Annotated in this window: 22 protein-coding genes; 14 read left to right on the top strand and 8 right to left on the bottom strand. The window is 61.1% G+C overall.

Going from position 1 to position 25,917, the window contains the following annotated elements; all coding sequences use genetic code 11:
* The first annotated feature begins 9 nt into the window (after positions 1-9).
* The 8 genes from JIN78_RS11355 to JIN78_RS11320 all read left to right on the top strand — a co-directional run bounded on the left by JIN78_RS11355 (position 10) and on the right by JIN78_RS11320 (position 9,034).
* Positions 10-369 (top strand): type II toxin-antitoxin system RelE family toxin, encoded by a 360-nt coding sequence (locus tag JIN78_RS11355; protein WP_200392091.1) that lies wholly within the window; start codon positions 10-12, stop codon positions 367-369.
* 24 nt (positions 370-393) lie between these two features.
* Positions 394-945, top strand: a complete 552-nt coding sequence (locus tag JIN78_RS11350) for a YdeI/OmpD-associated family protein (RefSeq protein WP_200392090.1) — start codon at positions 394-396, stop codon at positions 943-945.
* Between the two features lie 441 nt (positions 946-1,386).
* Positions 1,387-2,121, top strand: coding sequence for an RNA-binding protein (locus JIN78_RS11345; protein WP_200392089.1), 735 nt, complete (start codon positions 1,387-1,389; stop codon positions 2,119-2,121).
* Positions 2,122-2,192: 71 nt separating this feature from the next.
* Positions 2,193-4,457 carry a DUF1553 domain-containing protein gene (locus JIN78_RS11340; protein ID WP_200392088.1) on the top strand — a complete coding sequence of 755 codons (2,265 nt, stop codon included), beginning with the start codon at positions 2,193-2,195 and terminating at the stop codon, positions 4,455-4,457.
* Between the two features lie 65 nt (positions 4,458-4,522).
* Positions 4,523-5,839: an NAD(P)/FAD-dependent oxidoreductase gene (locus JIN78_RS11335; protein WP_200392087.1), complete on the top strand. Its 1,317-nt coding sequence runs from the start codon at positions 4,523-4,525 to the stop codon at positions 5,837-5,839.
* A 15-nt stretch (positions 5,840-5,854) separates the two neighbouring features.
* Positions 5,855-6,442, top strand: coding sequence for a CDP-diacylglycerol--glycerol-3-phosphate 3-phosphatidyltransferase (gene pgsA / locus JIN78_RS11330; protein ID WP_200392086.1), 588 nt, complete (start codon positions 5,855-5,857; stop codon positions 6,440-6,442).
* A 36-nt stretch (positions 6,443-6,478) separates the two neighbouring features.
* The gene (locus JIN78_RS11325) at positions 6,479-8,272 is read left to right on the top strand and encodes a chloride channel protein (RefSeq protein ID WP_200392085.1); all 1,794 of its coding nucleotides are present in this window, start codon (positions 6,479-6,481) and stop codon (positions 8,270-8,272) included.
* A 90-nt stretch (positions 8,273-8,362) separates the two neighbouring features.
* Positions 8,363-9,034: a metallophosphoesterase family protein gene (locus tag JIN78_RS11320; RefSeq protein WP_200392084.1), complete on the top strand. Its 672-nt coding sequence runs from the start codon at positions 8,363-8,365 to the stop codon at positions 9,032-9,034.
* Between the two features lie 22 nt (positions 9,035-9,056).
* On the opposite strand, the gene JIN78_RS11315 is transcribed toward JIN78_RS11320, so the two are convergent.
* The 5 genes from JIN78_RS11315 to JIN78_RS11295 form a co-directional block, all read right to left on the bottom strand.
* Positions 9,057-9,629 (bottom strand): exopolysaccharide biosynthesis protein, encoded by a 573-nt coding sequence (locus JIN78_RS11315; RefSeq protein WP_200392083.1) that lies wholly within the window; start codon positions 9,627-9,629, stop codon positions 9,057-9,059.
* A gap of 172 nt (positions 9,630-9,801) precedes the next feature.
* Entirely contained in the window at positions 9,802-10,272 is a 471-nt protein-coding gene (locus JIN78_RS11310; RefSeq protein WP_200392082.1) for an MgtC/SapB family protein, read from the bottom strand.
* A gap of 85 nt (positions 10,273-10,357) precedes the next feature.
* The gene (locus JIN78_RS11305; protein ID WP_200392081.1) at positions 10,358-10,492 is read right to left on the bottom strand and encodes a FeoB-associated Cys-rich membrane protein; all 135 of its coding nucleotides are present in this window, start codon (positions 10,490-10,492) and stop codon (positions 10,358-10,360) included.
* Positions 10,493-10,514: 22 nt separating this feature from the next.
* The gene (gene feoB / locus JIN78_RS11300; protein WP_200392080.1) at positions 10,515-12,557 is read right to left on the bottom strand and encodes a ferrous iron transport protein B; all 2,043 of its coding nucleotides are present in this window, start codon (positions 12,555-12,557) and stop codon (positions 10,515-10,517) included.
* Positions 12,558-12,584: 27 nt separating this feature from the next.
* Positions 12,585-12,836 (bottom strand): FeoA domain-containing protein, encoded by a 252-nt coding sequence (locus tag JIN78_RS11295; RefSeq protein ID WP_200392079.1) that lies wholly within the window; start codon positions 12,834-12,836, stop codon positions 12,585-12,587.
* Positions 12,837-12,980: 144 nt separating this feature from the next.
* On the opposite strand from JIN78_RS11295, the gene JIN78_RS11290 reads away from it, so the two are divergent.
* Together JIN78_RS11290 and JIN78_RS11285 are read left to right on the top strand one after the other, a co-directional pair.
* Positions 12,981-13,184 carry a thioredoxin domain-containing protein gene (locus JIN78_RS11290; RefSeq protein WP_200392078.1) on the top strand — a complete coding sequence of 68 codons (204 nt, stop codon included), beginning with the start codon at positions 12,981-12,983 and terminating at the stop codon, positions 13,182-13,184.
* Positions 13,185-13,511, top strand: a complete 327-nt coding sequence (locus JIN78_RS11285; RefSeq protein ID WP_200392100.1) for a redoxin domain-containing protein — start codon at positions 13,185-13,187, stop codon at positions 13,509-13,511.
* A 68-nt stretch (positions 13,512-13,579) separates the two neighbouring features.
* Here JIN78_RS11285 and JIN78_RS11280 read toward each other — a convergent pair whose 3' ends face one another.
* Complete coding sequence (locus JIN78_RS11280; protein ID WP_200392077.1) at positions 13,580-14,221, bottom strand: 3-keto-disaccharide hydrolase; 642 nt, start codon at positions 14,219-14,221, stop codon at positions 13,580-13,582.
* Between the two features lie 470 nt (positions 14,222-14,691).
* Here JIN78_RS11280 and JIN78_RS11275 point away from each other — a divergent pair, with 470 nt between their 5' ends.
* The 4 genes from JIN78_RS11275 to chrA all read left to right on the top strand — a co-directional run bounded on the left by JIN78_RS11275 (position 14,692) and on the right by chrA (position 21,501).
* Entirely contained in the window at positions 14,692-18,132 is a 3,441-nt protein-coding gene (locus JIN78_RS11275) for a hypothetical protein (RefSeq protein ID WP_200392076.1), read from the top strand.
* Positions 18,122-18,943 carry a DUF4397 domain-containing protein gene (locus JIN78_RS11270; RefSeq protein ID WP_200392075.1) on the top strand — a complete coding sequence of 274 codons (822 nt, stop codon included), beginning with the start codon at positions 18,122-18,124 and terminating at the stop codon, positions 18,941-18,943. The genes JIN78_RS11275 and JIN78_RS11270 overlap by 11 nt, the downstream gene beginning before the upstream one ends.
* A 72-nt stretch (positions 18,944-19,015) precedes the next feature.
* Complete coding sequence (locus JIN78_RS11265; RefSeq protein WP_200392074.1) at positions 19,016-20,041, top strand: TIGR00266 family protein; 1,026 nt, start codon at positions 19,016-19,018, stop codon at positions 20,039-20,041.
* Positions 20,042-20,175: 134 nt separating this feature from the next.
* Entirely contained in the window at positions 20,176-21,501 is a 1,326-nt protein-coding gene (gene chrA, locus JIN78_RS11260; protein WP_200392073.1) for a chromate efflux transporter, read from the top strand.
* Here the strand turns inward: chrA and JIN78_RS11255 are convergent.
* A complete protein-coding gene (locus tag JIN78_RS11255) occupies positions 21,498-22,052 on the bottom strand; it encodes an HD domain-containing protein (protein WP_200392072.1) in 555 nt (184 codons plus the stop codon). The two genes, chrA and JIN78_RS11255, sit on opposite strands and share 4 nt — an antisense overlap.
* A gap of 26 nt (positions 22,053-22,078) precedes the next feature.
* Positions 22,079-25,741, bottom strand: a complete 3,663-nt coding sequence (locus tag JIN78_RS11250; protein WP_200392071.1) for a hypothetical protein — start codon at positions 25,739-25,741, stop codon at positions 22,079-22,081.
* Between the last annotated feature and the right edge of the window lie 176 nt (positions 25,742-25,917).

Genomic DNA, 25,917 nt, shown 5'->3' with positions numbered 1-25,917 from the left:
CCCTGCGCCATGCTCCAAATCGTTTTCAACGAAATTTCCGCCGCCGAGATTTCCCAGCTCGATACCCTGGCCCAACTCCAAATCTTTGACGAGTTCCAAGTGACCCACGACGACTTGGAGCATCTCGATGGGGAAAAATTCGGCAAACTCACTCGCGATGGCAAGACCCTCTACCGCTTTCGCTCCGACGACTGGCGCTTCTACTTCGAGGTCGCCGAGGACAAAGTCATCGTCCATCGCGTGCTGCACAAGGGCACCCTCTCTGATTTTCTCTACCGCTCGAAGATTTCTTCCGAAGACGATGCCCTTGCCGACTCCAAGCATTTCTGGAAACTCATCGACGAAGGCCGCAATGCGAAAGCACAATAGAGCCAAGAGCCCGCCCCGCGAAGAATGAGCTCGCCTCCACTCCCTCCTTCTTCCTTTGAAGCAACTTTGCTCCGCCCCGCCAAGAGTCAGACGGAGGAGGACTGGACATTTCTCCTTCTGCCCCAGGAGGTGAGCGACCTCCTGCCCCGACGGGGGCGCACCACGGTCGCCGGCACCCTCAATGGGCACCCCTTCCAAGCGACCCTCGAACCCGATGGCAAGCTGGGCCACTGGCTGCGGGTGGAGGATAAACTCCGGGCGGCCGCCGGGCTGGAGGTCGGCCGAGCAGTCAAAATCACCCTGGCCCCGGTCGCGAAAGAGCCCGAGCCCGCCATCCCGGCAGATTGGGCGGAAATGCTGGCGGCCTCTCCAGAGGCCCGCGCCACCTGGCAAGCCACCACCCCCCTGGCCCGCTTGGACTGGATCCACTGGCTCACCTCCGCCAAGCAGCACAAAACCCGTTGCCAGCGGCTGGAAAATGCCCGGGACATGCTGGCCAAAGGAAAAAAGCGGGTCTGCTGCTTCGACCCCTCGGGATTCTACAGCAAAGCCTTTCGGGCTCCCGAGGCCGAATAGTGAGCTTTCCCGGCCCGCCCCCCTTTGCGCTCTCTTCAGAACCGCACGGAAGAGCCTCACAAGCAAATCCGCGCTTGCCGCTCCCACTGGCATGAACTAGCTTTCCCCCCAGCCCGAGACTTTTAATGACGCCCGCACGCCACCCATCCAGCACTTTAGCTCCGCTGAAGGCGTGCCTCTCTGTTTTGCCCTCCGCCGCCCCCAAGCGGGTGAGTTTCTCTGCGGAACAACACAAAGACGTCGTGAGCGGTCTCCAGGCCGACCCGAGAACCGTTCGCCGGGATCGCCGCCAATTTTCCGGAATAATTTCCGCTCTTCTTCGCACCCACTCTTCTCCGCCTCTTACGGCAAGGGATTCGGTGCGAGACCGTTGCTGTCATTCTTCCCTTGCTTATCCTGAGGTGGTCTTCCCGGTTCGAACGCTTGAACCGACACAAGACCATGTCTGAAAACAACGAAAACCGTAACAACCGGAACCGCGGAGGCGGCAACCGGAATCGCAACCGTGGCCCCCTCAATCGCAATCGCCAAGGAGGGGGAGCCAACAAGGGAGGAGCCAGCCAAAAGCGTGACGAGCTCCAGCCCCGCCGCAGCCGCCGCCGCAAGCCGGAACCTCTGACCTTCTGGCAAAAAATCCTCAAATTCTTCGGCCTTTTCGAAGACCCCAACGAAAAAGGCCGCCAAGAAAAGAAAGGCCAGAAGAGCGGTCGGGTGCCCGGCGGTGGCCCCGTCAAGCAAGGCGAAGGCAAAGGAAAACCCCGCCGCGAGCGCAAAAGCACGCCCCCTCCCACCGAGGTGAAGAGTTCCCGTCTCTACGTGGGCAACCTCTCCTACGATGCCACCGAGTATGACCTCGAAGAGCTCTTCAAGGGCATCGGTGCCGTGCGCAAGGTGGAGATTGTCTACAACCGCCACACTCACAAGTCCAAGGGCTACGGGTTCATCACGATGGCCAATGTGGAAGAGGCCGAGCGCGCGGTGGAAGTGCTCCACGACCAGCCCTACATGGGCCGCAAGCTCATCGTCAATGGGGCCCGCTCCAAAGGCCCGGCCAGCAACGGCGGTGAAGGCAAGCCCAAGCGCAAGCGGGCTCCCCGCAAGGAGGAAGCCAGCCCCTCCCCGGCGGAGATTCCCGCCGAGGAAGAGGTCCACTCCCTCGCTCCCAAAGAAGACTGAAGCAGTCCCCACCCTGAATTTTGCCCCAAGCCCCGCCTCGGTTCGCCAAGCGGGGCTTTCTCGTGCCCCCGATGAGCCCACTGACTCAGGGCGGACTTTGCCAGCGGCACCGGGCCTGCTTGGCTCTCCCCGTGCGCTGGCTTCCTCTCCTCTTCCTCCTCCTTCTCTCCTCCTGTCAGGAAAAAGATCCGTGGGCGGGTGACCCCTCCGTTCCGGTTAAAATCTCTTTCAATCAACACCTCCGGCCTCTCTTCACCCGCGAATGCCTCTCCTGCCACCGGGGAGAAGACGCGCAGGGAGGCTTCAGCCTTGACCGAGCCGTGGATGTGGCCGGTCTGACCACGGAGAACAGTCCCCGCAAATCCCTTCTCTGGGAAAAAATCTCGGATGGACACCCCCGGCCGCTCCCCGAGCAGGAGCAGGCCCTCATCTGGCGCTGGATCAAGCAGGGTGCGGAGACCGAAAGCCATTGGGCCTCTCTGCCCCTGAGCGAACCCACCGGGGCCATTTTACCGCCCTCCCTGCCTCCCACCGAGGAGGTGGATGGCGAGGAACTGGCCTTTCTTACCCGCAGCCTCTTCGGTCGCGAGCCCACCCCGGAGGAGGAGAGCTACCTCGCCCGCAACCAGCCCCCCCGAGGACTGCTCATCGAGACCATGATGCGGCAACCAGCCTTTGCGCGCTTCTTCAAATCCCGCCTTCTCCTGCTCTCCGGCACGGCCCCGGTCAGCAGCAAAGGCCCCTTCGCCCCCTACCTGCGCTGGCTGGACAATGACCTCGCTCGCCCCGATTTCGCCCTCGACGACTTTCTGCGCCGCGCGCTAGGGGGGGATTTGCTCGCCGAAGGAGGAGAGGAAGGAACCCTAGCCAGCGCTTGGGTCCGCCTGCCCCATCGCGCGGGAGTGACCACTCTCGCCGAGAGAGTGGCGACGAGCTTCCTTGCCCTCAATCCCGGGGAAGAGCCCTGCGACGGCGACTTGTGGGCCGATGCCGGCCTGGTCTTGGGTGCCTATTTGCCGGATTTTCCCACCGCCTTGGAGGAAGGCCCTTTGCAAAGCCCACTGCTACCGCTCTACACCGCAGCCGGGCACCAGCAAATGGGCCAAGCCAGCGCCCGGGAGCGCGACCTCTGGGAACAGGCCGAAATCGTCCCCTCCAGTGTGGATGAAGGATTTCCCGGCTGGCTGGCCTTGGGGGACGCCCCCGCCACCATCCCCGACCTGCTCCACTCCTTTTCCTTCGATGAAAGCGCCCCCCGCGACCACAGCCCCACTGGCGGAGCCCGCCTCTTGCTCACTCCCGCCCTGGCTGGTGGGGTGCAGGGAACGGCCATGGTCGGACCAGCGGTATTCAGCCACCTGCCCCTCACCTCGGACCGGGCCTTCACTCTTTCCTTTTTCATCAAAGCCTCCCATCTCCCCGATAAAGAGGAGAACCTGCTCTGGCTCCAGGGCCCCACCCACCGCCCCGACGGCTTTCAGCTGAGTCTCTCCCCGCACAGTCTGCGCCTGGCTTTTGTGAGCGAAGAGAATGATGCCACCCTCGCGGCCAGCGCCTCCGTCCTTCCCCAGCCCGCTCACTGGCATCACTTGGCCTTGACCTACGATGGCTCCCGCCGGGCGGAGGGCCTGGGCCTCTGGATCGACGCCCGCCCCATCGAACTCACGGTGGAAGAAGACCGCCTCTTCGGCGTCCTCGGAGGACCGGAAAACATTGTCAAACTCCGCTATCCCGCGCCTCCAGAAGGGCAAGAGCCCACCCTCTTCGACGAATTGCAAATCTACGGCGAAGTGCTCAGCGCCATTGAGATTGCTCACCTGCGGGATGGCCAGTCCCTTTGGCAGGAAATCCGCGCCGAACACCCCCGCGAGGACCTCCTCTATCGCTACTACCAGCGGGCTATCGACCCGGACAGTCGGCAAGCCCGACAAGCGGCGGTCGCCGCCTCGCGCGCAGTTGCCCAGTTGCAAGAGCAAGCTCTTCTCGTCCCCGTGGCGGAAGCCACCCCCCCTCCGGCCCTGCGTCCCCCCCTGCCCTTCCTCAGCCTGGCAGTCACTGCGGAGGCCAATCGCTTGGGTCTGGCCGATTGGCTCGTCGATCCACGCAATCCCGTCACCCCCCGGGTATTGGCCAGCCGACTTTACCAGATGATTCATGGCATTGCCCTCCTCCCCGGCGATGACATCTCCGATCCCTGGCAGGTCCCCGCCCGAGCGGAATTGCTCGACCACCTCGCCCGCGAGCTGGTGAATCAAGAGTGGAACCTGCGGGCCATCTTGCGCCTCATCCTCCTCCATCCCCCGCAGGAATCCGGCGAGCTCCTTTCCGCCTCCTGATTGTCAGCGGAGAAAAGAGCGGAGCCGCCGCTTTTCACGAGCGCATTTTCCGCTATCGTTCCGCCGTGCCCGAACCCAGAAAAGTGCTCATCATCGGCGGCGGCTTTGCCGGGCTGGCCTGCGCGCGCACCCTTGCCGACGACCCCCGCTTCCACGTCACCCTCATCGACCGGGAGAATCACCACCTTTTCCAACCCCTGCTCTACCAGGTGGCCACCACTTCGCTGGCCGCGCCCGACATCGCCCGCTCGCTGCGGGGCATCCTGACCAAGGCCGCCAATGTGAAGGTCCTCCTCGACCACATCGAGCGGGTCGACGGGGAGAAAAAAATCGCCTACTCCGAGCGGCAGGACTATCCCTTTGACTACCTCGTGCTGGCCTGCGGGGCCCGCACCTCCTACTTCGGTCGCGACGAGTGGGCGGAGTGCACCATCGGGCTGAAAAATCTCAGCGACGCCCACCGCATCCGGGCCCGGGCCCTCTCTGCCCTCGAGCGGGCCGAAATCACCACCGACGAGGCCGAACGCCGCCGCCTGATGACCATTGTGCTGGTGGGGGGCGGTCCCACCGGAGTGGAACTGGCGGGTGCCTTCTCGGACCTCGTGCGCCGGGCCATGCACAGCGATTTCCGCAACATCAACCCCGCCGAACTCAAAATCCTCCTCGTGCAATCGGGCGACCGCCTGCTCAAACCCTTCGAGCCCGAGCTCTCCGAGTATGCCCGCCAGCGCCTGCAGGCCCTGGGGGTGGAGGTCATCCTCGGGCCCCGGGTGGACCAGATCGAGCCCGGCCGCGCCCACCTCAACCAGCCCTGCCCCTCGCCCCTCGTCGCGGACGACGGCTGGGTGGAGGCCGAGACCATCATCTGGGCCGCCGGCGTGCAGGCCCACGACCTCACCCGCCACGTGGGGGTGGAGACCGACCGGGCCGGGCGCATCGCGGTCAATCCCGATCTCTCCCTCCCCGGCCATCCCGACCTTTTCGCGGCTGGCGACATCGTCGACCTCACCGATCACAATGGGGTGAAGGTGCCCGGCCTCGCCCCCGCCGCCAATCAGATGGGCAAGCACATTGCCAAGCTGCTCAAAGAGGAAGCCCGCCTCGAAACCACCAGCCACGCCGATCGCAAGCACTCCCTGCGCCCACGCTTCGCCTACCGCGACAAGGGCCAGATGGCCATCATCGGGAAGAACACCGCCGTGATGCAGACCAAGAACTTTCGCGGCAAAGGCTTCTTCGCCTGGATCTCCTGGCTCCTCATCCACGTGGCCTTCCTCGTCGGCTTCCGCTCCAAGCTCTTCGTGATGATGCAGTGGTCCTACGCCTACCTCTTCAACAAACCGGGGGCCCGCGTCTTCGTCAACCGCCCTGGGCATGACTGATCTCCCTCTCCCACTGTGACCCTCCCGACTTACATCACTGTCTTCCGCCTCCTGCTCATCCCCGTCTTCGTGACGGCCGCGATTCTCTACAGCCAGAGCGTGACCAGCGGAACCCCCCAGGAGAATCTCCGCTGGCTGGCGGTGGGAGTCTTCGTGCTGGCCTCGCTCTCCGATGCCCTCGACGGCTTCCTCGCCCGCAAACTCAATCAGTTTTCCAAGTTGGGAGCCTTCCTCGACCCCCTCGCCGACAAGTGCCTCCTCCTCTTCGCCCTCACCACCCTGGCCGTCTTTCCCTGGGGCCCGGCCGGTTGGCAGCTCCCCCCTTGGTTCATCATACTGGTGGTCGCGCGCGACATCGTCATCGTGGGGGGACTCTGGATCCTGCACCAACAAAAGACGGCGGTCAAAATCCATCCCCACTGGACCGGCAAGGTCTGCACCGTGACCCAGATGTTCGCTCTCGGCTGGGTGATGCTGAAGTGGGTGCCCTTTTCCCCCCTTTACCCCGCCCTGCTGGCCTCGCTCTTCACCCTCTGGTCCGGGGTGGCCTATTTCCGCCTCGGTCTCACCCTTTTGCAGGAGAAAAATTCCGTTCCCCGCTAGAAAAAACGGGGGCGCTGTGCTACAGCCGCCGCCCTCATGGCTGAATCGACCGGCAAGACTGTCCCCGACTGGATGCGGGCGCGCCTGAGTGTCAACCAGCGTTTTCTCATTCTCTGCATCGTGGCGGGATTGCTCTGCGGCATCGCGGCGGTGCTTTTCCATTTCGCCATCGAGGGCCTCTTCCACAGTCTCTGGCACTTCGCCAGTCATCAGGAGCCCCGGGCCTTCATCGCCATTATGATTGCCGCCCCCACGCTGGGAGGCCTTCTGGTAGGCCTCGTGGGGCAACGCTTCATCCCGGAGACCATCGGCAGTGGCATCCCCCAGACCAAATACGCCTATTACAACAAGGGCGGAAAGATCCGCAGCTACGTGGGCCTCTCGCGCCTGATCCTCGGCAGCCTCTACATCGGTCTGGGCAACAGCCTGGGCCGGGAAGGCCCCACCGTGCACATCAGCGCCGCCATCGCCTCGCGTCTCGGGCGCTGGGGATTCCGCGACGCCACCCGCGTGCAGTCCATGCTGCCGGTGGGAATGGCAGCCGGCATCGCGGCGGCCTTCAATGCCCCCCTCTCGGCCCTGACCTTCGTCTTCGAGGAGCTGTTGGACAATTTTTCCATGAAGGCCCTCGGGGGCATGGTCATCGCGGTGGTCACCGCCGCCGCCGTCTCGCGCAGCATTCTGGGGGAAGACCCCATCCTGACCGCCCACCTGCGCAGCGACTACGAGACCTCGGCCTGGATGCTCATCGCCCTCCCTCTCGGGGTCACCGCCGGACTCCTGGGGCATCTCTTCACCACCTCGGTGCTCAGCTTGCGGGGCTTTCTCAAAAAAAGAAAAGCCCTTCCAGCTTGGCTCTTGCCCGCCAGTGGAGGACTCAGTTGCGGACTTCTCGGGGTGGGCGCCTATTTTTTAACCGGGCACTTTGGCAACGCACAGAACTCCGTTTTCAGCATTGGCTACGAGAGCCTGGAAGCCGCTTTCCTGAACGAGCTCACCGTGCCCGTCCTCGCCACCCTGCTCCTCTTCAAATTCCTCGCCGTGGTCCTCAACTACGCCAGCGGCGGCTCGGGCGGGCTCTTTTCCCCCACCCTCTTCCTGGGAGGCTTGCTGGGTGCCCTAGCCGGCATCGGCTTCACCCATCTCCACCATCTGGGCGACTGGGTGCCCCACTTCCCCCCGGACGACAAGGTCATCGGCGGTTGTGTCCTCCTCGGCATGGGCGCCATGTTTGCCTCCGTCATCGGCTGCCGCTTCACCTCCCTCATCATCATCTTCGAGATGACCGGCAACTACGACCTCATCCTCCCCCTCATGGCGGGCAACATGCTTGCCTGGCAAATCTCCAAGCGACTGCGTCCCATCGAGATCTACAACTCCCTCCTCCTGCAAGACGGCATCACCCTGCGCTCCCTGCCCGCCTACCGGGGCGCCCGCGACTACCGCGAGCTGCCCGTGCAAGCGATCATGACCCACGATGTCTTTCAGCTGAAAGGCCATCACACCGCTGGTGAAGCTCTCGCCCGCATTCGCGAAAAGCACAAACGCTTCCATGGCTACCCCGTCGTTGGTGAACACAAGAAGCTCCTGGGGGTCGTGACCCACCACGAGCTCCGTGACCACCCACCCGAGACCCTGCTCGCCGATCTGGTGGCCGAGCAAGAGCTTCTCTCCGTGACCACCACCACCACCATCCGGGACGCCGCCCACCGCATGATTGAGCACGATTACCAGCAAGTGCCGGTCGTCAGCCCCGCCAAACCGGAAAAGCTCCTCGGCTGGCTCACCGCCAACGACATCGCCCGCCAACAGAACGCCATCGAGGGCTGAAGGGGACGCCCGCCACCCCCACCGCAAAGGCGCCCTCCCCATGGATTGGACTTTGCGAACGAAGCGATTCTGTCACAGTGCGCCCCGCGCATGACCTACGTCTTCGGGGATATCCACGGATGCCTGAACTCCTTCAACCTTTTGCTGAAGGAGCTCTCGCCCCGTGCCGAAGACACCATCGTGACCCTCGGCGACTACATCGACCGCGGCCCCTGCTCCAAGGGAGTCATCGATCGACTCATCGCCTTGCGTCAGGAGCTGACCGTCATCACCCTCCGGGGAAATCACGAAATGATGATGCAGGAAGCACGCAACGGCCCCCCCGCCTCCTCCTTCTGGCTTCTCAACGGAGGAATCGAGACCCTGCACTCTTTCTACACCCGCTCACTGGCCGCCATCCCCCCGTCCTATTGGGATTTCTTCGCCCAGCTGGCCCCCTACCACGAAAGCGAAAGCATCCTCTTCTGCCACGCCACTCCGCCTCCCGACAAGGCGGCGGCCGATTGCGACGAAGAAGAGCTACTCTGGCTCCGCTTCCGAGATCTGCAACCCCGCGAGGACGGGCGGCTCCTCATCTGCGGGCACACCCCGCAAAAGGATCGCCTTCCCAAGCTGGAACGCGGCCACCTCTGCCTCGATACCGGGAGCGGCCACGGGGGCTACCTCACCGCACTGACGGTGGAGACCGGCGACTTCCTACAAGCCAATGAAGAGGGCGAACTGCGCCGCGGACATCTTCCCCTTCCTAAAAAAGCCGACTAGCAGCGGCCCCCTTTCACAGACGTCAAAGATTGCTGGCAATCAGCCACACCACCAGAAAGGAGATGAGCCATCCGCAGAGAATCATGAGGCCATCGCGAGCCATCAATCCCAGCGAGAGCAACACGATAGCCCCCGCCGGAGCGGCCGCTCCAAAGGGAACCAGCTCAAGCGGAATCATGCTCAGGGCCAAAAAGGCGATGAGGAAAGCAAGTAAGCGCACGCTGACCGGATGGGTCAACCAAGTCAGACGCTGAGCGGACAGGGAGTCGATCCACTCCGCAAAGGGCCGCCCCTTCTGCTGCATTTTTTCCACTTTTTCGCGGGAAACGGAGAGGGCGCGCAATCTCTCCGGCAGCCACGGATAGCTGCGGCCAAGAATCATCTGGACCGCAATCGTGACCGTGACCAATCCGCAGAGGGCAGGCACCCCCGGGATTCCCGAAAGAGGCGGCACGAGGGCCACCAGGGCAGGCACGAGAAAAATCGGACCAAAGCCCCGGTGCTCGAAGGACTCCACCAGGTCACCCAACTTCACCTTGCCGCCCGTGCTCTGGTCATCGAGTTCCTCAAGAGTCGTCGTCAGTTCTTTTGGCATATTCGAGGTTTGAGTTCCTCTTTCCCTCGCCGAATCCGGGCCAACCCTCACAACTGGTTTGCCGCCTTCAAATCGCTTGCAGAGAACCCTTGCAAGCTCCTCCCTCCCGCGCCGCTGCCCGGCAACCTTTGCAAAGCGCATGGCCGCCGCGTGAGATGCAAGACCTCTCCCCTTATTTTTTGCTGAGGATTTTCGCCTCCAGCACCCCGAGGGTGCGGAGGACGAAGACCACCAAAAGGGCGACCCCGATGGCGAGCACATAACGCTCCAGAGCCACCGCGATGCCAATGGGCGCGACCGCCAATAGCGAAGCGGCGGTCGTCAGGCCACGGGCCCGGTTCTCGGAATGATCGCGAAAAATAGTCCCCGCCCCGAGAAAGGCGAGCCCCGTCACCACGGCCTCAATGATCCGGATTGGGTCCGATTGCACCACCTCGGCGGGAACCCCTTCGCGCGCCAACATCATTTCCACCATCAGGTAGGCGATTTTCACAAAAAGAAACGAAGCCAGGCAAACGAGCATGTGGGTGCGAAGTCCCGCCCACTTCTGGGAGGCCTCGCGCTCCCAACCAATCAAGCCCCCCAAAACGAGAGCGAGGAGAGATTGCAGGAGAATCGCCGAATCTTCCGAAAGATACTGCATGAAAGTCCAATGAAGCGTGCTTTCTGCTTTTGGCAAGACCGCGCCCGCCGAAAATTGTCCTCATGCAAAAGGACCGCAGGCGGCTTCACTTGGGGCCCTTGCCGCAACCACAGCCTCCCCGGTCGCAGGAGGAGGACTTGCGGCCAGCCTGCCAACGCTTCACCAAATAGGCCAAGGCGATTCCGACGATGATTCCAACAACGAGTTCTTGAATGGGCATGGCAAGAGAAGAAGGAAAGGACTCAGAGGAAAGCATTGAGCGCCTGGTAAGTCACCAGAGCCGCGAAATAGGCGAAGAGAGACATACCCGCGAGCTGTCCGACGGCCACTTTCCAAGAATTGGCCTCTCGGCTGACCACCGCCGTCGTGGGCAGGCATTGCAGGGCGAAGACATAGAAGACCAACAAAGAGAGCACCGTGGCCATCCCGTAGGACTTGCTGAACTCCTCGCGAATGGCCCCTTGGGTTTCCCCCTCATCGTCCCCCTCTTCAATGGCGTAGGAGATGGCCACCTGGGAGTTGAACACCTCCCGCGCCGCAAAGGAAGCAAGCATGGCGGTGCCCAGGCGGTGATCCCAGCCCAAAGGGGCGACCACGGGCTCGATCGCTTGCCCAATACGCCCCATCGCCGAGTAGCTGAACTGGTCCTGCTCTTCTCCGGAAGGAGCCTTGGGAAAGGTTGCCAAAGCCCAGAGGATGATGGATAGAGCGAGAATCACCGTTCCCGCCTTCTTCAAAAATGCTCCCGCTCGATCGAAGAGATGACGGAAAATGAAGCTCCAATCGGGTGCGCGATACCGGGGCATTTCCATGAGAAAGCTGGGCTGATACCCCTTCTCCAAGCCCACCCGACCGCGCAGCAGCAAGGCGGCAAGAAAAGCGGTGCCCGTGCCGAGAAAATAAAGCCCGAAGAGAACCAATCCCTGAGCCAATGCCCCCGAGACCAAGAGAGGAATGAGCAGGAGATAGACCGGCAGGCGGGCACTACAAGACATCCAAGGCAAAATCAAAATCGTCAACAGGCGCTCCCGGGCACTCGGCACCGACCGGGTGGCCATCACCCCCGGGATGGCACAAGCGTAGCCGCTGAGAAGGGGAAGAAAGCTGCGACCGCTCAAGCCCACCTTGCTCATTACCCCATCCATGAGAAAGGCAGCCCGTGCCATGTAGCCCGTAGACTCGAGAATCCCAAGGAAGAAGAAAAGAAAGAGAATCTGGGGCAAAAAGACCACCACGCCCCCGATCCCGGCAATGATCCCATCGACCATCAAGTCGGAAAAAAGGCCCTCTGGCAACAGTCCCCCCACCGCTCCCCCAAGCGCTTCGAAGGCCCCCTCAATCAAATCCATGGGGATCCCCGCCCACGTGAAAAGGGTCCAAAAAATGAGGAAAAAGATAGCCGCGAAGTAGAACCAGCCCCGCACTGGATGCAGCAGCTCACTATCGAGCTTGTCAGAGAAAGTGGCCCCGTCCGGCCCATCGCCTTGCTGGCTGGTCATGACGAGTTCTGCCAAGTCGCGCACGCGTTCACGCCGGGAAGCACCCAATTGCTCTTCAGGAGCCTCGCCCTCACTGGCCAATTGGTCGGCTACCGCCTGGGCTTCGCTCAAGGCTTCAGTTGAAAGCCGGCTTTCCGGATTGCGACGGTAATCGCGATCGGCCAACAACATCCAAGCCTGACGCTCCGGGTAGGGAACCGAAAGCTCGCCCAATTTCTTGGCGAGAGAGGCTTTGGCCTTTTGCAGCGTTGCCGAATCCTGCCAAGCCGGATGGGGAGGCAAAGGGAGGGGAAAACGCAGCGCTTGCTTGAGATTGAGAATCCCTTCGCCGTTGTCAGCCTGCAGCGCGACCACCGGCAATCCCAACTCTTCAGCCAAAATCTGGCGATTGATCCGGGTGCCATTTTGTTTCGCCACATCGATCTTATTCAAGACCACCAGAACGGGCAATCCTAGCTCCACCACTTGCAGGGCCAGCGGCAAGTGACGCTCGAGCGCGGAAGCATCCACTACTACCACCGCCAAGTCGATATCGCCCGCGCCCGGCAGGGAACCCAAGAGAGCGTCGCGAGTGACCTCCTCGTCTTGCGCCCGGGCCATGAGGGAATGACAGCCCGGCAAGTCCACCAGCTCCACCTTGCGACCATGGGGGGTGTGAAAGTGGCCGGATTTGTGCGAAACGGTCACTCCAGGGTAATTTCCCACCTTCGCTTTTCCGCCTGTTAGAGCATTGAATAAAGTGGACTTACCGACATTGGGGTGACCCACCAAGACAACTTTTGGCACCTGTTCGCTTTCCATTGACAAAATCTGTTAGGAAAGTTGGCGCACTTGAATTTGTTCCGCGAGATGACTGGAAATAGCGAGCCGGGAGCCACAAATCGAACACACCAGAGTGCGTCCATTGCTGATCTTCCGCAAACGCATCTGTTCGCAAAATCCCAAGTCCCTCAACTGATTGCAGTCCGCTCCCTCCACCAGTTCAACTTGCAGATCACAACCCGCCGCCGCTTGCTTCAGCGAAACAGTCGAGGTGTCACAAATCTGCGGGGAGGCAACTTTCATCATTGGATGTGAGGAGCAGCTTGGCCTTATTGAGACTCGTTTGCAACAACATTTTTTAGCGCTCCCTTGCCGCGCATTCTCCTGCGGCGGAAAGCCCCGCACTTCGAGTTGTCAAAGGGGAGGAATCCCGCTACTAGTCGGGACATGAAAGTTTTCCTTCTCGCGCTGGCACTCTTTTTGAGCGCCTGTGCCATGAATACCGGCAAATTCGTCCCTAGGGACCAGCAGAGCCGTTTACCCGATCTCTACGAGCGGGATCAATACAACCGCCTCGTCTCGCTGCGCAGCTATGGGGCCGAGGATTACCTTCTCGTCTTTTTCTACCCGGAAGCCGACACCCCGGGATGAATCAAGCAGTGTAACGCGCTGGAGTCTTCAGCGCAGAAACTGTCCGCCGCTCGCGTGCGCGCTCTGGGAGTGTCCATGGATCCCATTCCGGCCCAATTGGCCTTTGCCAAGAAATACGGCCTCACCTTCCCCCTCCTCTGCGATGTGGATGGCTCCCTGTGCGATGCCTTCGAAGTGCCCCATCCCAACAACCGCCCCGCCCGCTACAGCTACCTCTTCCATAATCAAAAGCTCATCTGGGTCGACCACCAGGTCAATCCTTCCAAACACATCGAGCACGCTCTGCAAGCCGTTGCCCGCCACCGCGCCGGACAATCGCACCCATAGAAAACAGGCGATTCTTCACAGGAAGAATCGCCTGAAAAAACATCCAGCGAGTCAATCAAGACCCTCGCTCAGAGGCGCTTGACGCGGATATTGCGGTAGCGAATGACACTGCCCGGATCGTGCGCTTGCAAGGCGAAAGTGCCCTCCGCAAGCTTCCGGGTGAAGGATTCCCCGGCCTGCGCCCCTTCTGGCTCGGTGTATTGATAGAGCACCTCGCCATCGATTTTGATCGTGACGGTGCGCCCTTGCACGATGATTTCCTGCAGCCACCACTGCCCGTCCTCCACCGTTACCTGCCCCACATTGACGACGTCGTAGAGACTACCCGTCTTCTTCCAGTCGCCATGGCTCACGTTGACCTGGTTCTCGAACCCGACCCGGGGCCAGCCCTCGGCCTGATACTCGGTGTGGAAGTAGATGCCACCATTGGCTTTCTCCTCCGTCATCACCTCCACCTTCAAGTGGAAATCCTTAAAGGGCTCCCCATCACCCTCATAGAAAAGGTGACTGCGTGGCCCGGCCGCAACAAAAGCCCCGTCCTCGATTTGCCAAGTCTCCTCATTTTCCGTCGACTTCTTCCAGCCATGGAAGCTTTGTCCGTCCATTAAAGAGAGGAACCCCTCTTCCTGCTCTTGTCCACTCGCTGCCGCGCCGAGCAGCAGAGCCATCAAACCACCGCCCAAGGAGGCGCTTATCTTTTTCACTTTCATCATATTTCCATGTTTTCGCCGGGAGAGCACTTTCGCCGCACAGGCAGAGAGACACTGCCTGCGCCCACCCTCACCAAGGCAAAGAATTTTGGTTTCCCAATAAAAACTATACGCTTTTCCGCCAGGAACTTGCACAAGTTAGCGCATTAACTAGTAAAAAATTACCTTTTCACTCTCAACTCGCTCAAAAAACCGCCAGAAAAACAAGGCAACAAACTCACACAGAACACGTAAAACTGTAAACCTTTGCCTAGTAAATACTTTATCGACAAACCCAACTCTTTCCGTTATCTTCCCTGATCGTCTGACCCTTTTACGAAAAAAATGCCGATTTCTTAACTTTTTCGCTTTACGCAGCTCCTCATTAAATTCATTGTATTTGCAAATAGAATACCATGAAACCACCCTGCCAACCCCAGCAAAGCGTTTCGAAGAAATCAGGATTCTCATTGGTTGTCACCGTAACCTTGATGATTCTGCTTTCTCTCATCGCAGTCGGACTTCTTTCCCTCTCCAGCACACAGTTGCGGAGTTCGCAAGCCACCCAAGCCCGCCAAGAAGCCCAGGCCAATGCCCGGCTTGCCCTTCAGATTGCCATTGGTAATCTGCAAAAATATGCCGGACCCGACCAGCGCATCACGGCCACTGCCGACATGGCGGGGACCGCTGAAGGTGACGCCCTGCCCTCTGGTTCCGGCCCGGAGAACAACACCTCGCTCGACGGCACCCAAAAAGGCCTGACCTCCGTGCAGCCCGGCACCCGCCACTGGACTGGCGTCTTTACCAACAATGACGACCCCTCGGAAATTTATGAAAAAACCCCCAGCGCCAGTCTCTTGCGTTGGCTGGTGAGTTCACCTGCCGACGGATTGGGCAGCGGAGACGTCAACCCAGGCAATAGCGCCTATCAAGTGGGCGGCAATCAATCCTCCGCCCAGGCCGTTCTTCTGGTGGGCAACAATACCCCCGGCAACGAAATCGGCTCCGACGACTCCCTCGTCTCCGCTCCCTTGGTTTCCATCCGCAATCCTGAGACCGGCAATCCGCAGGGAGCCTTTGCCTGGTGGGTGGGCGATGAGGGGGTCAAATCCCGCCTCAACCTACAGAACGAAGACGAACTGGATATCGACTACGATACCTTCACCGCCCAACGACGGGGCTGGGAAACAGTCACCGGCATGGAAGGCTACCCCACTCCGGGAGGCGGGAGTAACACCGACTTGACTCGTATCCTCACTCTCCCGACGGCGAAACTGATTCCCGGTGCCTCGGGTGGCACCTCCTCTGGCTCGGCCAATTCTCTCTTCCACTCCGCCACCACCGTCAGCCGCGGCCTCCTGACCAATCCCTTGGAGGGCGGACTGAAGGTCGACTTGACCACAGCCTTCGCGCAAGGTCTCTCCTCTGGCCCCCCCGCCGGAGCCTATGACAACTACCCCACTCGCGATGGCCGCGTCATCCCCGGCACCGCTAGTTCAGCCCTCGCCCGGCTGGAGCATCTCACTTGGGACCACCTCCTCGAGTTCACCGAACGGCACAGAAGCCTTGGTAGTAACGGACTTCAGGTGCGCGGGAAGGGTGAAGTGGACGAAGCAAGCATCTCTCCCGCTATCATTGATATCCGCCTCGTTTTGGGAGTCAAGATGGAGACAAACGGTCGTCGCGTGACAGCAGATTCGGACTTCCAGGTGATTCCAGCCGGCAAACTAGCCGTCACCCTCGCTAATCCTTATTCCGTGCCTCTGGTCTGGGAGAGCGGCCTGGAGCTCCAACTCATCAACCAGACGCCGCTGGGAAACAGACCAGCGCGCCTTTGGCAATACAACAACAACAACTGCGCCTATTTCCCTGCCGATGAGACTCCTCGCCGGGCAGGACGGGAAGTAGCCGTTTTCAACCAAGCGGTTTTCACGATTGAGCCCGGTCGCCTTGAGCCCGGCGAAGCACGCGGCTACACCCAGGCCGAGCCTCTCGTGCGCACCATCCGCACGGCCTCGCGCGAGGTCACTATCCCCTTCAAGCCCATCGATGCGACTAATATCAACGACTTCAATAACAGCGTGCAATTGGAGAGCGGCGTGAGCACCAAACTACCCAAGTCACTTGATGTCCGAGAATCTTGGCAAACCACTTTGGTTATGTTGGAAATGCGCCTCGCTGGTTCCAGCCGCGGAGAGTTCCTCCGCCGGGTCGAGCGCCTCGAACTGGACAATGGCTATTACTGGCCAACAACCCGCCAATTCACATTTGGTAACTACAGCCAATTCAGCGGCGGTCCCGTCCCGCTGGTTTCCCATACCCTCCAGCTCAGCCAACCGGGCATCGATTATCTCCGGGCCGGCCGGATGCCCCGCGACTACGAGATGGGCCAGCGCGGCTCGACTTTGCGCACCTTCATGGACTTCAACCTCCATGGAACCAACTTCAGCAAACCCATCGCCAGCTACAACCCACCTCCCTTCTTCATGGAGATGGTCGACAGTTGGGCGGGGTTGGCCTTCGATGGAGGCTTCACCGGAGATGCCTTTGCCCAGGATATGGCCTTCAATCCCATTCCTTGGGGATTCTCCAATGTGGAAGGCCCCCGAAACACCATTCTCTATTCGGTGCCCGAGCGCTTCTCAACCCTGGCTCAATTCCAGCACGCCGACCTGACCAATGACGCCGAGCGCCTGTCCATTGGACACCAGCCGGCCTACGCCTTGGGGAACTCCTATGCGACCCCCTTCGTGCAGCGCGAGCTGGTTAATGAGCGCCGCGTCGATTATGAAATCATGGGCAGCAATAATCACAGCGGAGCCACCCAGATGCCGCGTGAGTATTACGACATCTCCCACATTCTGAACAGCTCGCTCTACGACCGTTACTACTTCTCCACCCTGGATTTGCAGAGCAGGGAGCCGCGCAACCCGAACTACGTCCTCACGGAGCGTTCGGAAACCGCCAACTTCAGCGAGCCCTCGGAAGTGGCCAAGTCCCTGCAAGTGGAGGGAGCCTTTAACGTCAACTCCACCAGCATCGACGCCTGGAAGGCCCTGCTGGGCTCCACCCGCTTCCGCCAGCATCCCACCTCCGGTCAGCAGTCGGGCAATGCCGCCTTTCCCCGCAGCTTGGAACAGACTGCTCAACCCATCACTCCCCCCACCGGCAGTGGTGAAGATTCCTTTGCTGGCTACCGCGAGCTCGATGAGCAGGAAGTGGATGCCTTGGCTCGCGAGATCACCCGCCAAGTGCGCAAACGGGGCCCCTTTGTCTCCCTCTCCCACTTCGTCAACCGGGCGGTGGCTCCTCTTGAAGAAGCGCCTGAATTGACCCGCAGTGGCGCGCTCCAATGCGCTCTCGACGAGAGCGGCGTCAACATTTCCATCGATGGCGACCGCAATGGTTTCCAAGACATCTCCGCCTCGAAGGACCGTGTGACCCTCGCCCACAAAAACCGCGCTCCCCGGGCCGATGTCGATGGCGGTGATACCAGCAACCAGCTGCCCAATGCCAATCGCCGCCACCCTGACTGGGCGGTGACCTCAGCCGACAACAACTACGGTGCCGTAGCCAGCATTCTCGCGGACAGCGACATGCTCTACGACCGCGAGTTCCGCCCCGAGCAGGGCTACCGCTCCACCGGCATCCCCGGCTGGATGTTGCAAGGTGATATGCTGCAGGTTCTCGAGCCTTCCCTCACCGTGCGCTCGGATACCTTCCGCATCCGTAGCTGCGGCCGCTCCTACGATGCTGCGGGCAAGATCCTCGCCACCGCTTACGCGGAAGCGATCGTGCAACGGCAAGTTGATTATCTTGATCCTTCCAACGAGCCGGAATCTCCCTATAACGAACTGAACTCCGTCAATGAACGTTTTGGACGGCGTTTCCAAGTCATTGCCTTCCGTTGGCTTTCCGAAAATGAAATCTAAACTCACTTCCTTCCTCCTCATCGTCGCCGGGCTCTTCGCCACCGCTTCCGCACAAGACGCGCCCCAAGTCAGTATGCAGCTCGACCTCGTCGCTTGGGGCAACGAGCTGCGCGGCCTCAGTCTCGGTGGTCCCGAGAAAGGGCAAAAGCATACCGCCAAGCCCTTCCAGTATTCCGAGCCCGTCCGCTATACCGGCAATCAGCTGCTGGAAATTCACCAGATCGATACCGGAGCCGATGAGGCTCCCGAGATGTCGGAAGAAGATGCCAGACACGCCACCATTCCTCTCTCTTCTACTAATCCAGAGGAAAATCTGCGTTCCCTGGCGGAGAGTAACGATCCGCTTGTCAAAGCTCTCCTCGTCCGCCGGGAGGAAGAACCCACTCTGGTCGCTCTGGTGCAGCTGCCTGCAAACACCTCGCGGGCCACAGTGCTCCTCGCCCCCGCCGCTGGAGGTCTCTTGCAGCCCTATGTCATCAAGGATGATCCTGAAAGCCTCCCGGTGGGAAAAGTCCGCGTGTTGAATCTCTCCCCTTTCCGGGTCGGGATGCGCTTCAATGGAAATCAGGAAGCAGCCCTCTTGCCCCGCAAGTCGAAAATCATCAATCCCGTCAATGGGCGCTGTGCTTATCAGCTCTCCTACGAAGGCCCCGATGGATGGAAGACCCAGGGCAACAACCTCATCCCCTTCCGCTCCGACGAACAAACCCAATTTATCATCCTCAAGAGCAACAACAGCTTTTTCCAATCCAGCGACGGCAGCACGGGCCGCTTCTTGCAAACGGTGACTCTTCGGCGCAAGGCCAGTTAGAGAAACGAAAGTTCCTGCGGGTGACAATGTCTCTCGCGCCCGGACGGGGGATTTGCTATCTCCCCTTCCGTTATGGAAACTTGGTTCTACCTCGATAAACAAAATCAGCGCAAGGAAGCCCGTGAAGACGAATTGGGCTCCCTGGCCAACTCCGGCGAAATCTCTCCCAAAAGCCTCACCTGGCGGGAAGGTCTGCCGGAGTGGGTGCCCGCCGGCGAGAGCCTCCCCGGCCTCTTTGCCGACCGGGGCGCAGTTGCCCCTCCCCCCATCCCTGCCAACGTGGTGGTGGGCCCCGCCCCCGGCCAAAAATGCCACGAGGTCGATTACGAGCTCTTTGGCGATGATATGCAAATCGTGGAAGTGGAGCTCGACCCGGGTGAAACCGTGATCGCCGAAGCCGGGGCCATGAACTATGTGGAGCAAGATATCACCTTCGAGGCCAAGATGGGCGACGGCTCGGAAGCCAATGAAGGCATCATGGGCAAGCTCCTGGCAGTGGGCAAACGCGCCCTCACTGGCGAATCCATCTTCATGACCCACTTCACCCACGCCGGGGGGAGTGGCAAACGCCGGGTCTCCTTCGCCGCTCCCTATCCCGGAAAGATCATCCCTCTCGACATGCGCGAGATCGGAGGCACCATCACTTGCCAGAAGGACGCCTTCCTCTGTGCAGCCTATGGCACCAAGGTTTCCATCGCCTTCAATCGCAAGCTGGGCACTGGCTTCTTCGGAGGAGAGGGCTTCATCATGCAAAAGCTCGAGGGCGACGGCATGGCCTTCATGCACGCGGGCGGCACCGTCATCAAGAAGGAGCTGAAGGGCGAAACCCTGCGGGTGGACACGGGCTGCCTCGTGGCCCTCAGCGAGGGCATTGACTACGGCATCGAGCGCGCGGGCAACCTGAAGAGCATGTTCTTCGGCGGGGAAGGCCTTTTCCTCGCCACCCTGCGCGGACACGGCACGGTCTGGCTGCAGAGCCTGCCCTTCAGCCGCATGGCCGATCGCATCATCAAGAGCGCTCCCTCTGCCGGAGGCTCCCGCCAGGGCGAAGGCTCCGTGCTCGGCGCTCTGGGCGGCCTGCTGGACGGCGACAACTGAGCCTTCCGCCCCAGGGCTTGGGAGCGCTTCGGCGGGGTCATCCCGATCCCCGCCGGAGGGCCTCCTTTCGTCACCGAAAAGGTCTTTCCGTGGTGGAGCGGATTCGCTAGCGAAGGACACCATCCGCTGTAGCCATGAAAGCGTTGCCCCAGCCCTCCTCCCCGGATTCCCCCTCCCGCCCCAGTCTCAAGGAAGCCTTTCGCTTCTGGCTCAAGCTCGGCTTCATCAGCTTCGGCGGCCCGGCAGGGCAAATCGCAATCATGCACACCGAACTGGTGGAGCGCCGCCAGTGGCTCAGCGAGCGCCGCTTTTTGCACGCCCTGAATTTTTGCATGTTGCTCCCGGGCCCGGAAGCCCAGCAATTGGCGACCTATGTGGGCTGGCTCCTGCACCGGACTTGGGGAGGCCTCATCGCGGGGACTCTCTTCGTCCTTCCCAGCGTGGTCGTGCTCTGGTTGCTGGGCTACATTTACATGGCTTATGGCGAGGTCGCGGGAGTGGCGGCCGCCTTTACCGGACTCAAGCCCGCAGTCCTCGCCGTCGTCGCCGCAGCCGTGCTCCGCATCGGCCATAAAGCGCTGAAGAACCAAACCATGTGGCTCATCGCCGCTGGAGCCTTCGTGGCGATTTTTTTTCTCAAGGTCCCCTTCCCTGCCATCGTCTTCGGTGCCGGGGCACTCGGCTGGCTGGGAAGCAAAGTCAGCCCGCACACCTTCGTGACCCTGGCCGGGCGAGAGGAGGAAGCGGGAATGACCGCCGGGCCCGACCACCTTGGCGAGATCCCTCCGCCCAGCTGGGGCCGTTCGCTGCGGGTGATCCTCATTGGCCTGGCGCTCTGGCTCACCCCGGTGTTCTTGGCCGGCCACTATTTGGGAAAAACCCACTCGGTGACCGAGGAGGGAGTCTTTTTCAGCAAAGCGGCAGTGATGACCTTTGGCGGAGCCTACGCCGTCCTTCCCTATGTCGCGCAAGAAGCGGTAGAGGAAAAAAGCTGGTTAGAGCCGGAGCAAATGCTCGATGGACTCGGCCTCGCGGAGAGCACCCCCGGTCCTCTCATCATGGTGGTGCAATTCGTTGGCTTCGTCGGCGGCTGGCAAAATCCCGAGGGGCTGAGTCCTCTCCTCGCCGCCACCGCCGGGGCAGCCCTCACCACCTGGGTGACCTTCGCCCCCTGCTTCCTCTGGATCTTTCTGGGGGCACCCTTCATTGAGCGCCTCCACGGGCACGCCGGCATCACGGGGGCTCTTTCCACCATCACCGCCGCCGTGGTGGGCGTGATTCTCAATCTCGCCCTCTGGTTCGGCCTCCACGTCCTCTTTCCTGCCGGGCAAGGGGTGCAGTGGTTCGGGCTCACCATTTTCGGGGTGACCCTTTTCGCCCTCATCAAGTGGAAGGTGGACGTCCTCTGGATCGTCTTTAGCGGTTGTGCCCTAGGCCTGCTCCACTACGCCTTCTCCTAAGCACGTGCCCCCAGAGCGCGCGCAAGATAGGGTCGGAACTGCTCCACGTCCTCAAGGTCGGCGGAATCATCCTTGCCCGCCTCATCCCAGCGCCGCAATTGCAAGTGGCGGGAAAAAAGCGGGTCCTCTTCGAAAGCCCGGGCTTCTTCTTCGCTCATCGGCCCCCCCTGCTCCACCAGCGTCTTCCTACTGGCGAAGGAGAGCCGGGCAAAGTATCCCTCCTCCCGCGCGGTGAGGTAGCGCTTGGCCGCGACGTGGTTCTCAATGAGACAAGCCGTCGTTTCAGAAAATCCCCGCTCGCGGGCCCAGCGTCCCCCGAGGGCATCGTGATTCGGAGAGCCAAAAGGGCCACTCTTCCCCGGCTCGGTCAACAAATGCGCGATATCGTGGAGGAAAGCCGCCGCCACCCCCTCGGCAGACTCGTGGTTGCCAATGGCAAGCAGACCCACCTGCACCGCATGTTGCCTCTGGGTCACCTCCTCGCCATAGCTCTCTCCTCCCCGGGTGCGAAACAATTCGTAGACCTCGGCAATAACCTCTTCTTTTCTCATCTGCTCTTTGCTAGTGGATTTTTTTCTCACACCTCCTCCTCGCGCAGCCAGCGGAAGGAGGTGAGGCGGAAGCGACGCCCCCAATCGATCTCACCACGCTCTTTGACCAGAGGATTGAGACCATGGCTATCCGGCTCCACCGGCTCGGGGAAACGCTGCACGGTGGCCTCACACCAGGCCTTGGCAATCACCTGCCCAGCCTTGTTTTTGGCATCGCCGTAGGCCCGCACCAGAAAAGTCTCCGATCGGGCGGAGAGCCCCATCCCAATGACCTGCAGCACATCCGCCTGGGTGAGAAATCCCGGCACTCCCCAAGCCACGGTATCCGGCTTCAAAGTCTGATTGAGACGGGTGGCATCCCAAATATTGTCGGGGTGGCGATAGTCGGGAAGCTCCTCCTCATTGTTCAATTCGTAAGTTCCTTCGAAGGAGCCATTGATCCCGGATTGATCGATGGCCGCTTGCAAAGCCCCCTTTTTGCCCTCCTCCGCATTGACCAGCCGACGATTGACGAAGTCGCTCAGACTCAGGAAGGGGCCGCGCGCGCGCACTTGTTCCACCATCGCCTCAGCCAACGAGGTGACCTCCTGCTCGTCCAGCACCCGGGTCCCGGCAAAGGAATCTTCGGACCCGGCCTCGCCCGCTTGACGAGAACCTGCCGGGGCGCGCAACAGCCGCCCGAAGGGCACCCCCTCGCCCGCCCGCTGATCCGTTCCTTTATTGGAAGAAAGAACCGCCTTCCAAGCCTCCACACTCGTAGAATTGACGTTGAACATTCCCTCCAACATCAGGGAGCCCGCCGCAAAGTGGCAGTCGTTGAGGCGCGCAAAGGTGTCGTCCTCGTTCCCTGCGCCCAAGAGAAGCAGCCGACTGTTGGGCAGAGGGCTCTTGGCCGGATTCTTCACGAAATCCTTCTTTTCCCACTCGCCCCCGGTGGAGAGGAAAAAGCGATCCCACAACGTATGGTTCACCTCGTAGCTCAGATCGTAGAGGAGATTGACGTCCTCTCCCCGGGGCTTGCTCTCGGGAAGGTTTTGCATCAGGTGACGAGCGTAGAAGGCCCATTTGTCGGGGTCGTCCGAGCGTCCCTCCCCGCTATCATCCCAGCCAATGGTGTAGCGGTTCCAGCCATTGGTCTGGCGATTATTCACCGACTTTGCCTCCAGCTCCGTGCCCCGGGGGTCAGTGATGCGGGGGTCGGCCAGGGAATTCCCCACCACAAAGGAGGGGGCCCACATGAGCTCGGAAAGATTGGCATGCTGGAAGGCCCCCAAGGACAGGATATCAGCCTCCGCCGCCGGTAGCTCGAAGAGGATCAGCCGCTCCGGCCCTTCCCCCGGTGTGCCGAAAGGAAAAGCATTCACTCCAAAGGGACGAAGACTGTCGTAGCTGACCACCTCATCAAAAAGGTCGCGGGTGTAGTTTCCGAAAAAGGCCGGGGTCGTGTCTGTCACATTCTCCCACGGCGTCCGCAGTGAATACGATCCCCGCATGTTCCAATTGGCCATCTGCGCATCCTGGAAGTGGGAAGTCTCCGCCAGGATTCCCGAGCCCCGCTCATTGCTCACCGTCTCGCGAAACCACCGCATGCGGAAGCCATCGCGCGTTCGTCGATCGGGCACTTGGGAGAAAAGCGGATTGTGGGCCTGGGTAGCCACCACCGGCACCCCCAGCTGCTCGGCCCAGACCACCGGGAGCTCCCGGTTGTCGCCGTATTGCAGCGCGCAGGAGACAAACTGGGCCATGGGCCAAGTGTCGAAATCCTCCGGCGTCCAGTCTTTGCCCCGCACCCCATGCTTCCACAGCATCCGATAGTCATCGGCCTGCACCCCATCGGCCACCTCGCGAAAGCTCAACACCGGAAGGCGCAGAGACCCATTCAAGTGCTGCAAGGTTTCCCCATCGGGGCCAATGGCCGGAGGCGTGACCCGCCGGAAGACCTGGGTGCTGTTGTCGGCATCCGGGCGCAGCGACAGATAGAAATTGCGCGTGGTATCGGGCGCGGTCGGAACGAGCACGTTGCGGCCCACCTTCCGCTCGGAATACTCCTGCCCGTCAGGCGGAGAAAAGAGAAAACTCTCCCCGGGAGGAATCACGGTAGAAGCCAAATGAAAGTAAAGCGTTCCCTGCTGGGCGGAACCTCCCATGCCCCCCGTTTGCTCATTAACATGAGTGCGCCCCAGATACATCTTGAACCGCTCCATCGAGCCATCCTGATAAGTGGCCTCAATGCACTTGGCCCCGTTGACGAGGAGAGCCAGGGCTGTCTCCGGCACGCGGAGGGAGACGTTATAGGGATTCCATAACACCACGCGGGGAAAGAGATGGATGCGCAGGCGGTAGTTGCGGGCGGGAAACTCCTCTCCGGAAGATGGAACACGCCCAGCCGGGGCAGGATTCGGGTCCGCATAGTAGCTCAAGCCGTAGTAGATGGACCCCTCCACCAGGACCGGACGAAGGCTCTGGTGGCTGAGGTCCTGCAATGCCACCGGACGGGGGTTGGAGTGATCGTAGGCGTCCGCCATCGCACCAGGCCTCGCTTCCTCCGCCGAAAAGAGAGCGTCGCGGGTTGTTCCCCCCTCCTGAGCCAGTTCGCTCCATGTGCGCAGCGAACGGAAAGTCGGAGCGATGAGGTGGGATTTGACCGTGGACAAGCGCAATCCCGCACGCATGGCCTCCTCGTTATTAGCCGGACCCACCAGCCGATCCGAGTCCGCGATGCCTGCGGAAACGACCGTCGTGCCGTCCCGCAAATCCTCCGCCCGCCGCCCCTTGCCATGGAGATACCAAGTCAAGTCCCGTTGCAACCCACCCTCCCGGGTATTGACAAATAGTCCCGCCGACGCGGTGGTCAAATCGTGGAAACTCGCCTGCGGATCCAGTCCCACCAGAGAAAGGCCCGTCCTTCCCACCAAGCGGGCCTTCCGCTCCGGTGCCACATCCTCACCCCACAACTCCACATCCTGGGCTCCAGCGCGCTGATAGTGACGGGTGAGAGAAGTCTTCCCGGCCATCTCCAGCCGGTCGGGGCTGCCCACATTGGCCTTCGCTCCTTGGTCGCCCACCCACCAGGCATAGCCCCCTCGTTCCCACAAGTCCTCACCCTCCCCCATGCGCACCGGCACCCGTGGAGCGCTCACCCCGGCGGCGGCTTCGTCGCCAATGCTGCCCGCAGCCACCAGGGCCACGGCTTGTCCTTGCACCCCCCGCTGAGGATCAGGGGCCGACCCTTCCCCACGGGGACCGGAGACGAGCCAATCCAGCACCTCGTCCTCCGGGCTCCAGCTGTTGCCGCTGAAAAACCGGGTATCCGTCAGTCCGCCATCCCGCACGGTCCGCTTCCAATAGGACTCTCCCTCCTGGTCGGTTGTTCGCCACACCCCGACCCAATTGAGTTCCTCCATCTCGGCCCGCTCACGAAGCAAATCGGCCCGGGCACAGACTCTCTGGTCCGGCCCCAGCGATTCCTGCAAACGGGCAATCGCCAGCTGGAGTGCCAGCCGGGCATTGGCCCGCGCCAATTGCCGCCCTGCCTCACTGGCACTACCCCGCAGGACACTCGCACCCAACCCCAGAATCCCCATCGCAATCAGGGAAAGTAGGATCATCAGGGTGACCACGAGGACCAGGCTGAACCCCTGCCCTTCACTGCGCCATCTTGCTTTCTTCCGAATCGTCGTCGTTTTCATAGCGGGACCTTCCACTGGTGAGACTCCTCCAAAGTAGCCACTTTTCTCTGCAAATTCAGTGGCGAAAACGCACAGTTAATTGGCGATTTCGCAAATGAAGATAGACATTTCCGACACTGATTTTTTTGTCACTCAACTCCCCTTTGCGAAGCGGGCTGCAGCAAGCAAAGGATAAC

The sequence above is a fragment of the Roseibacillus ishigakijimensis genome (assembly GCF_016595415.1).
Taxonomy (GTDB): domain Bacteria; phylum Verrucomicrobiota; class Verrucomicrobiia; order Verrucomicrobiales; family Akkermansiaceae; genus Roseibacillus; species Roseibacillus ishigakijimensis.
This window is presented reverse-complemented; position numbering and strand designations above follow the sequence as displayed.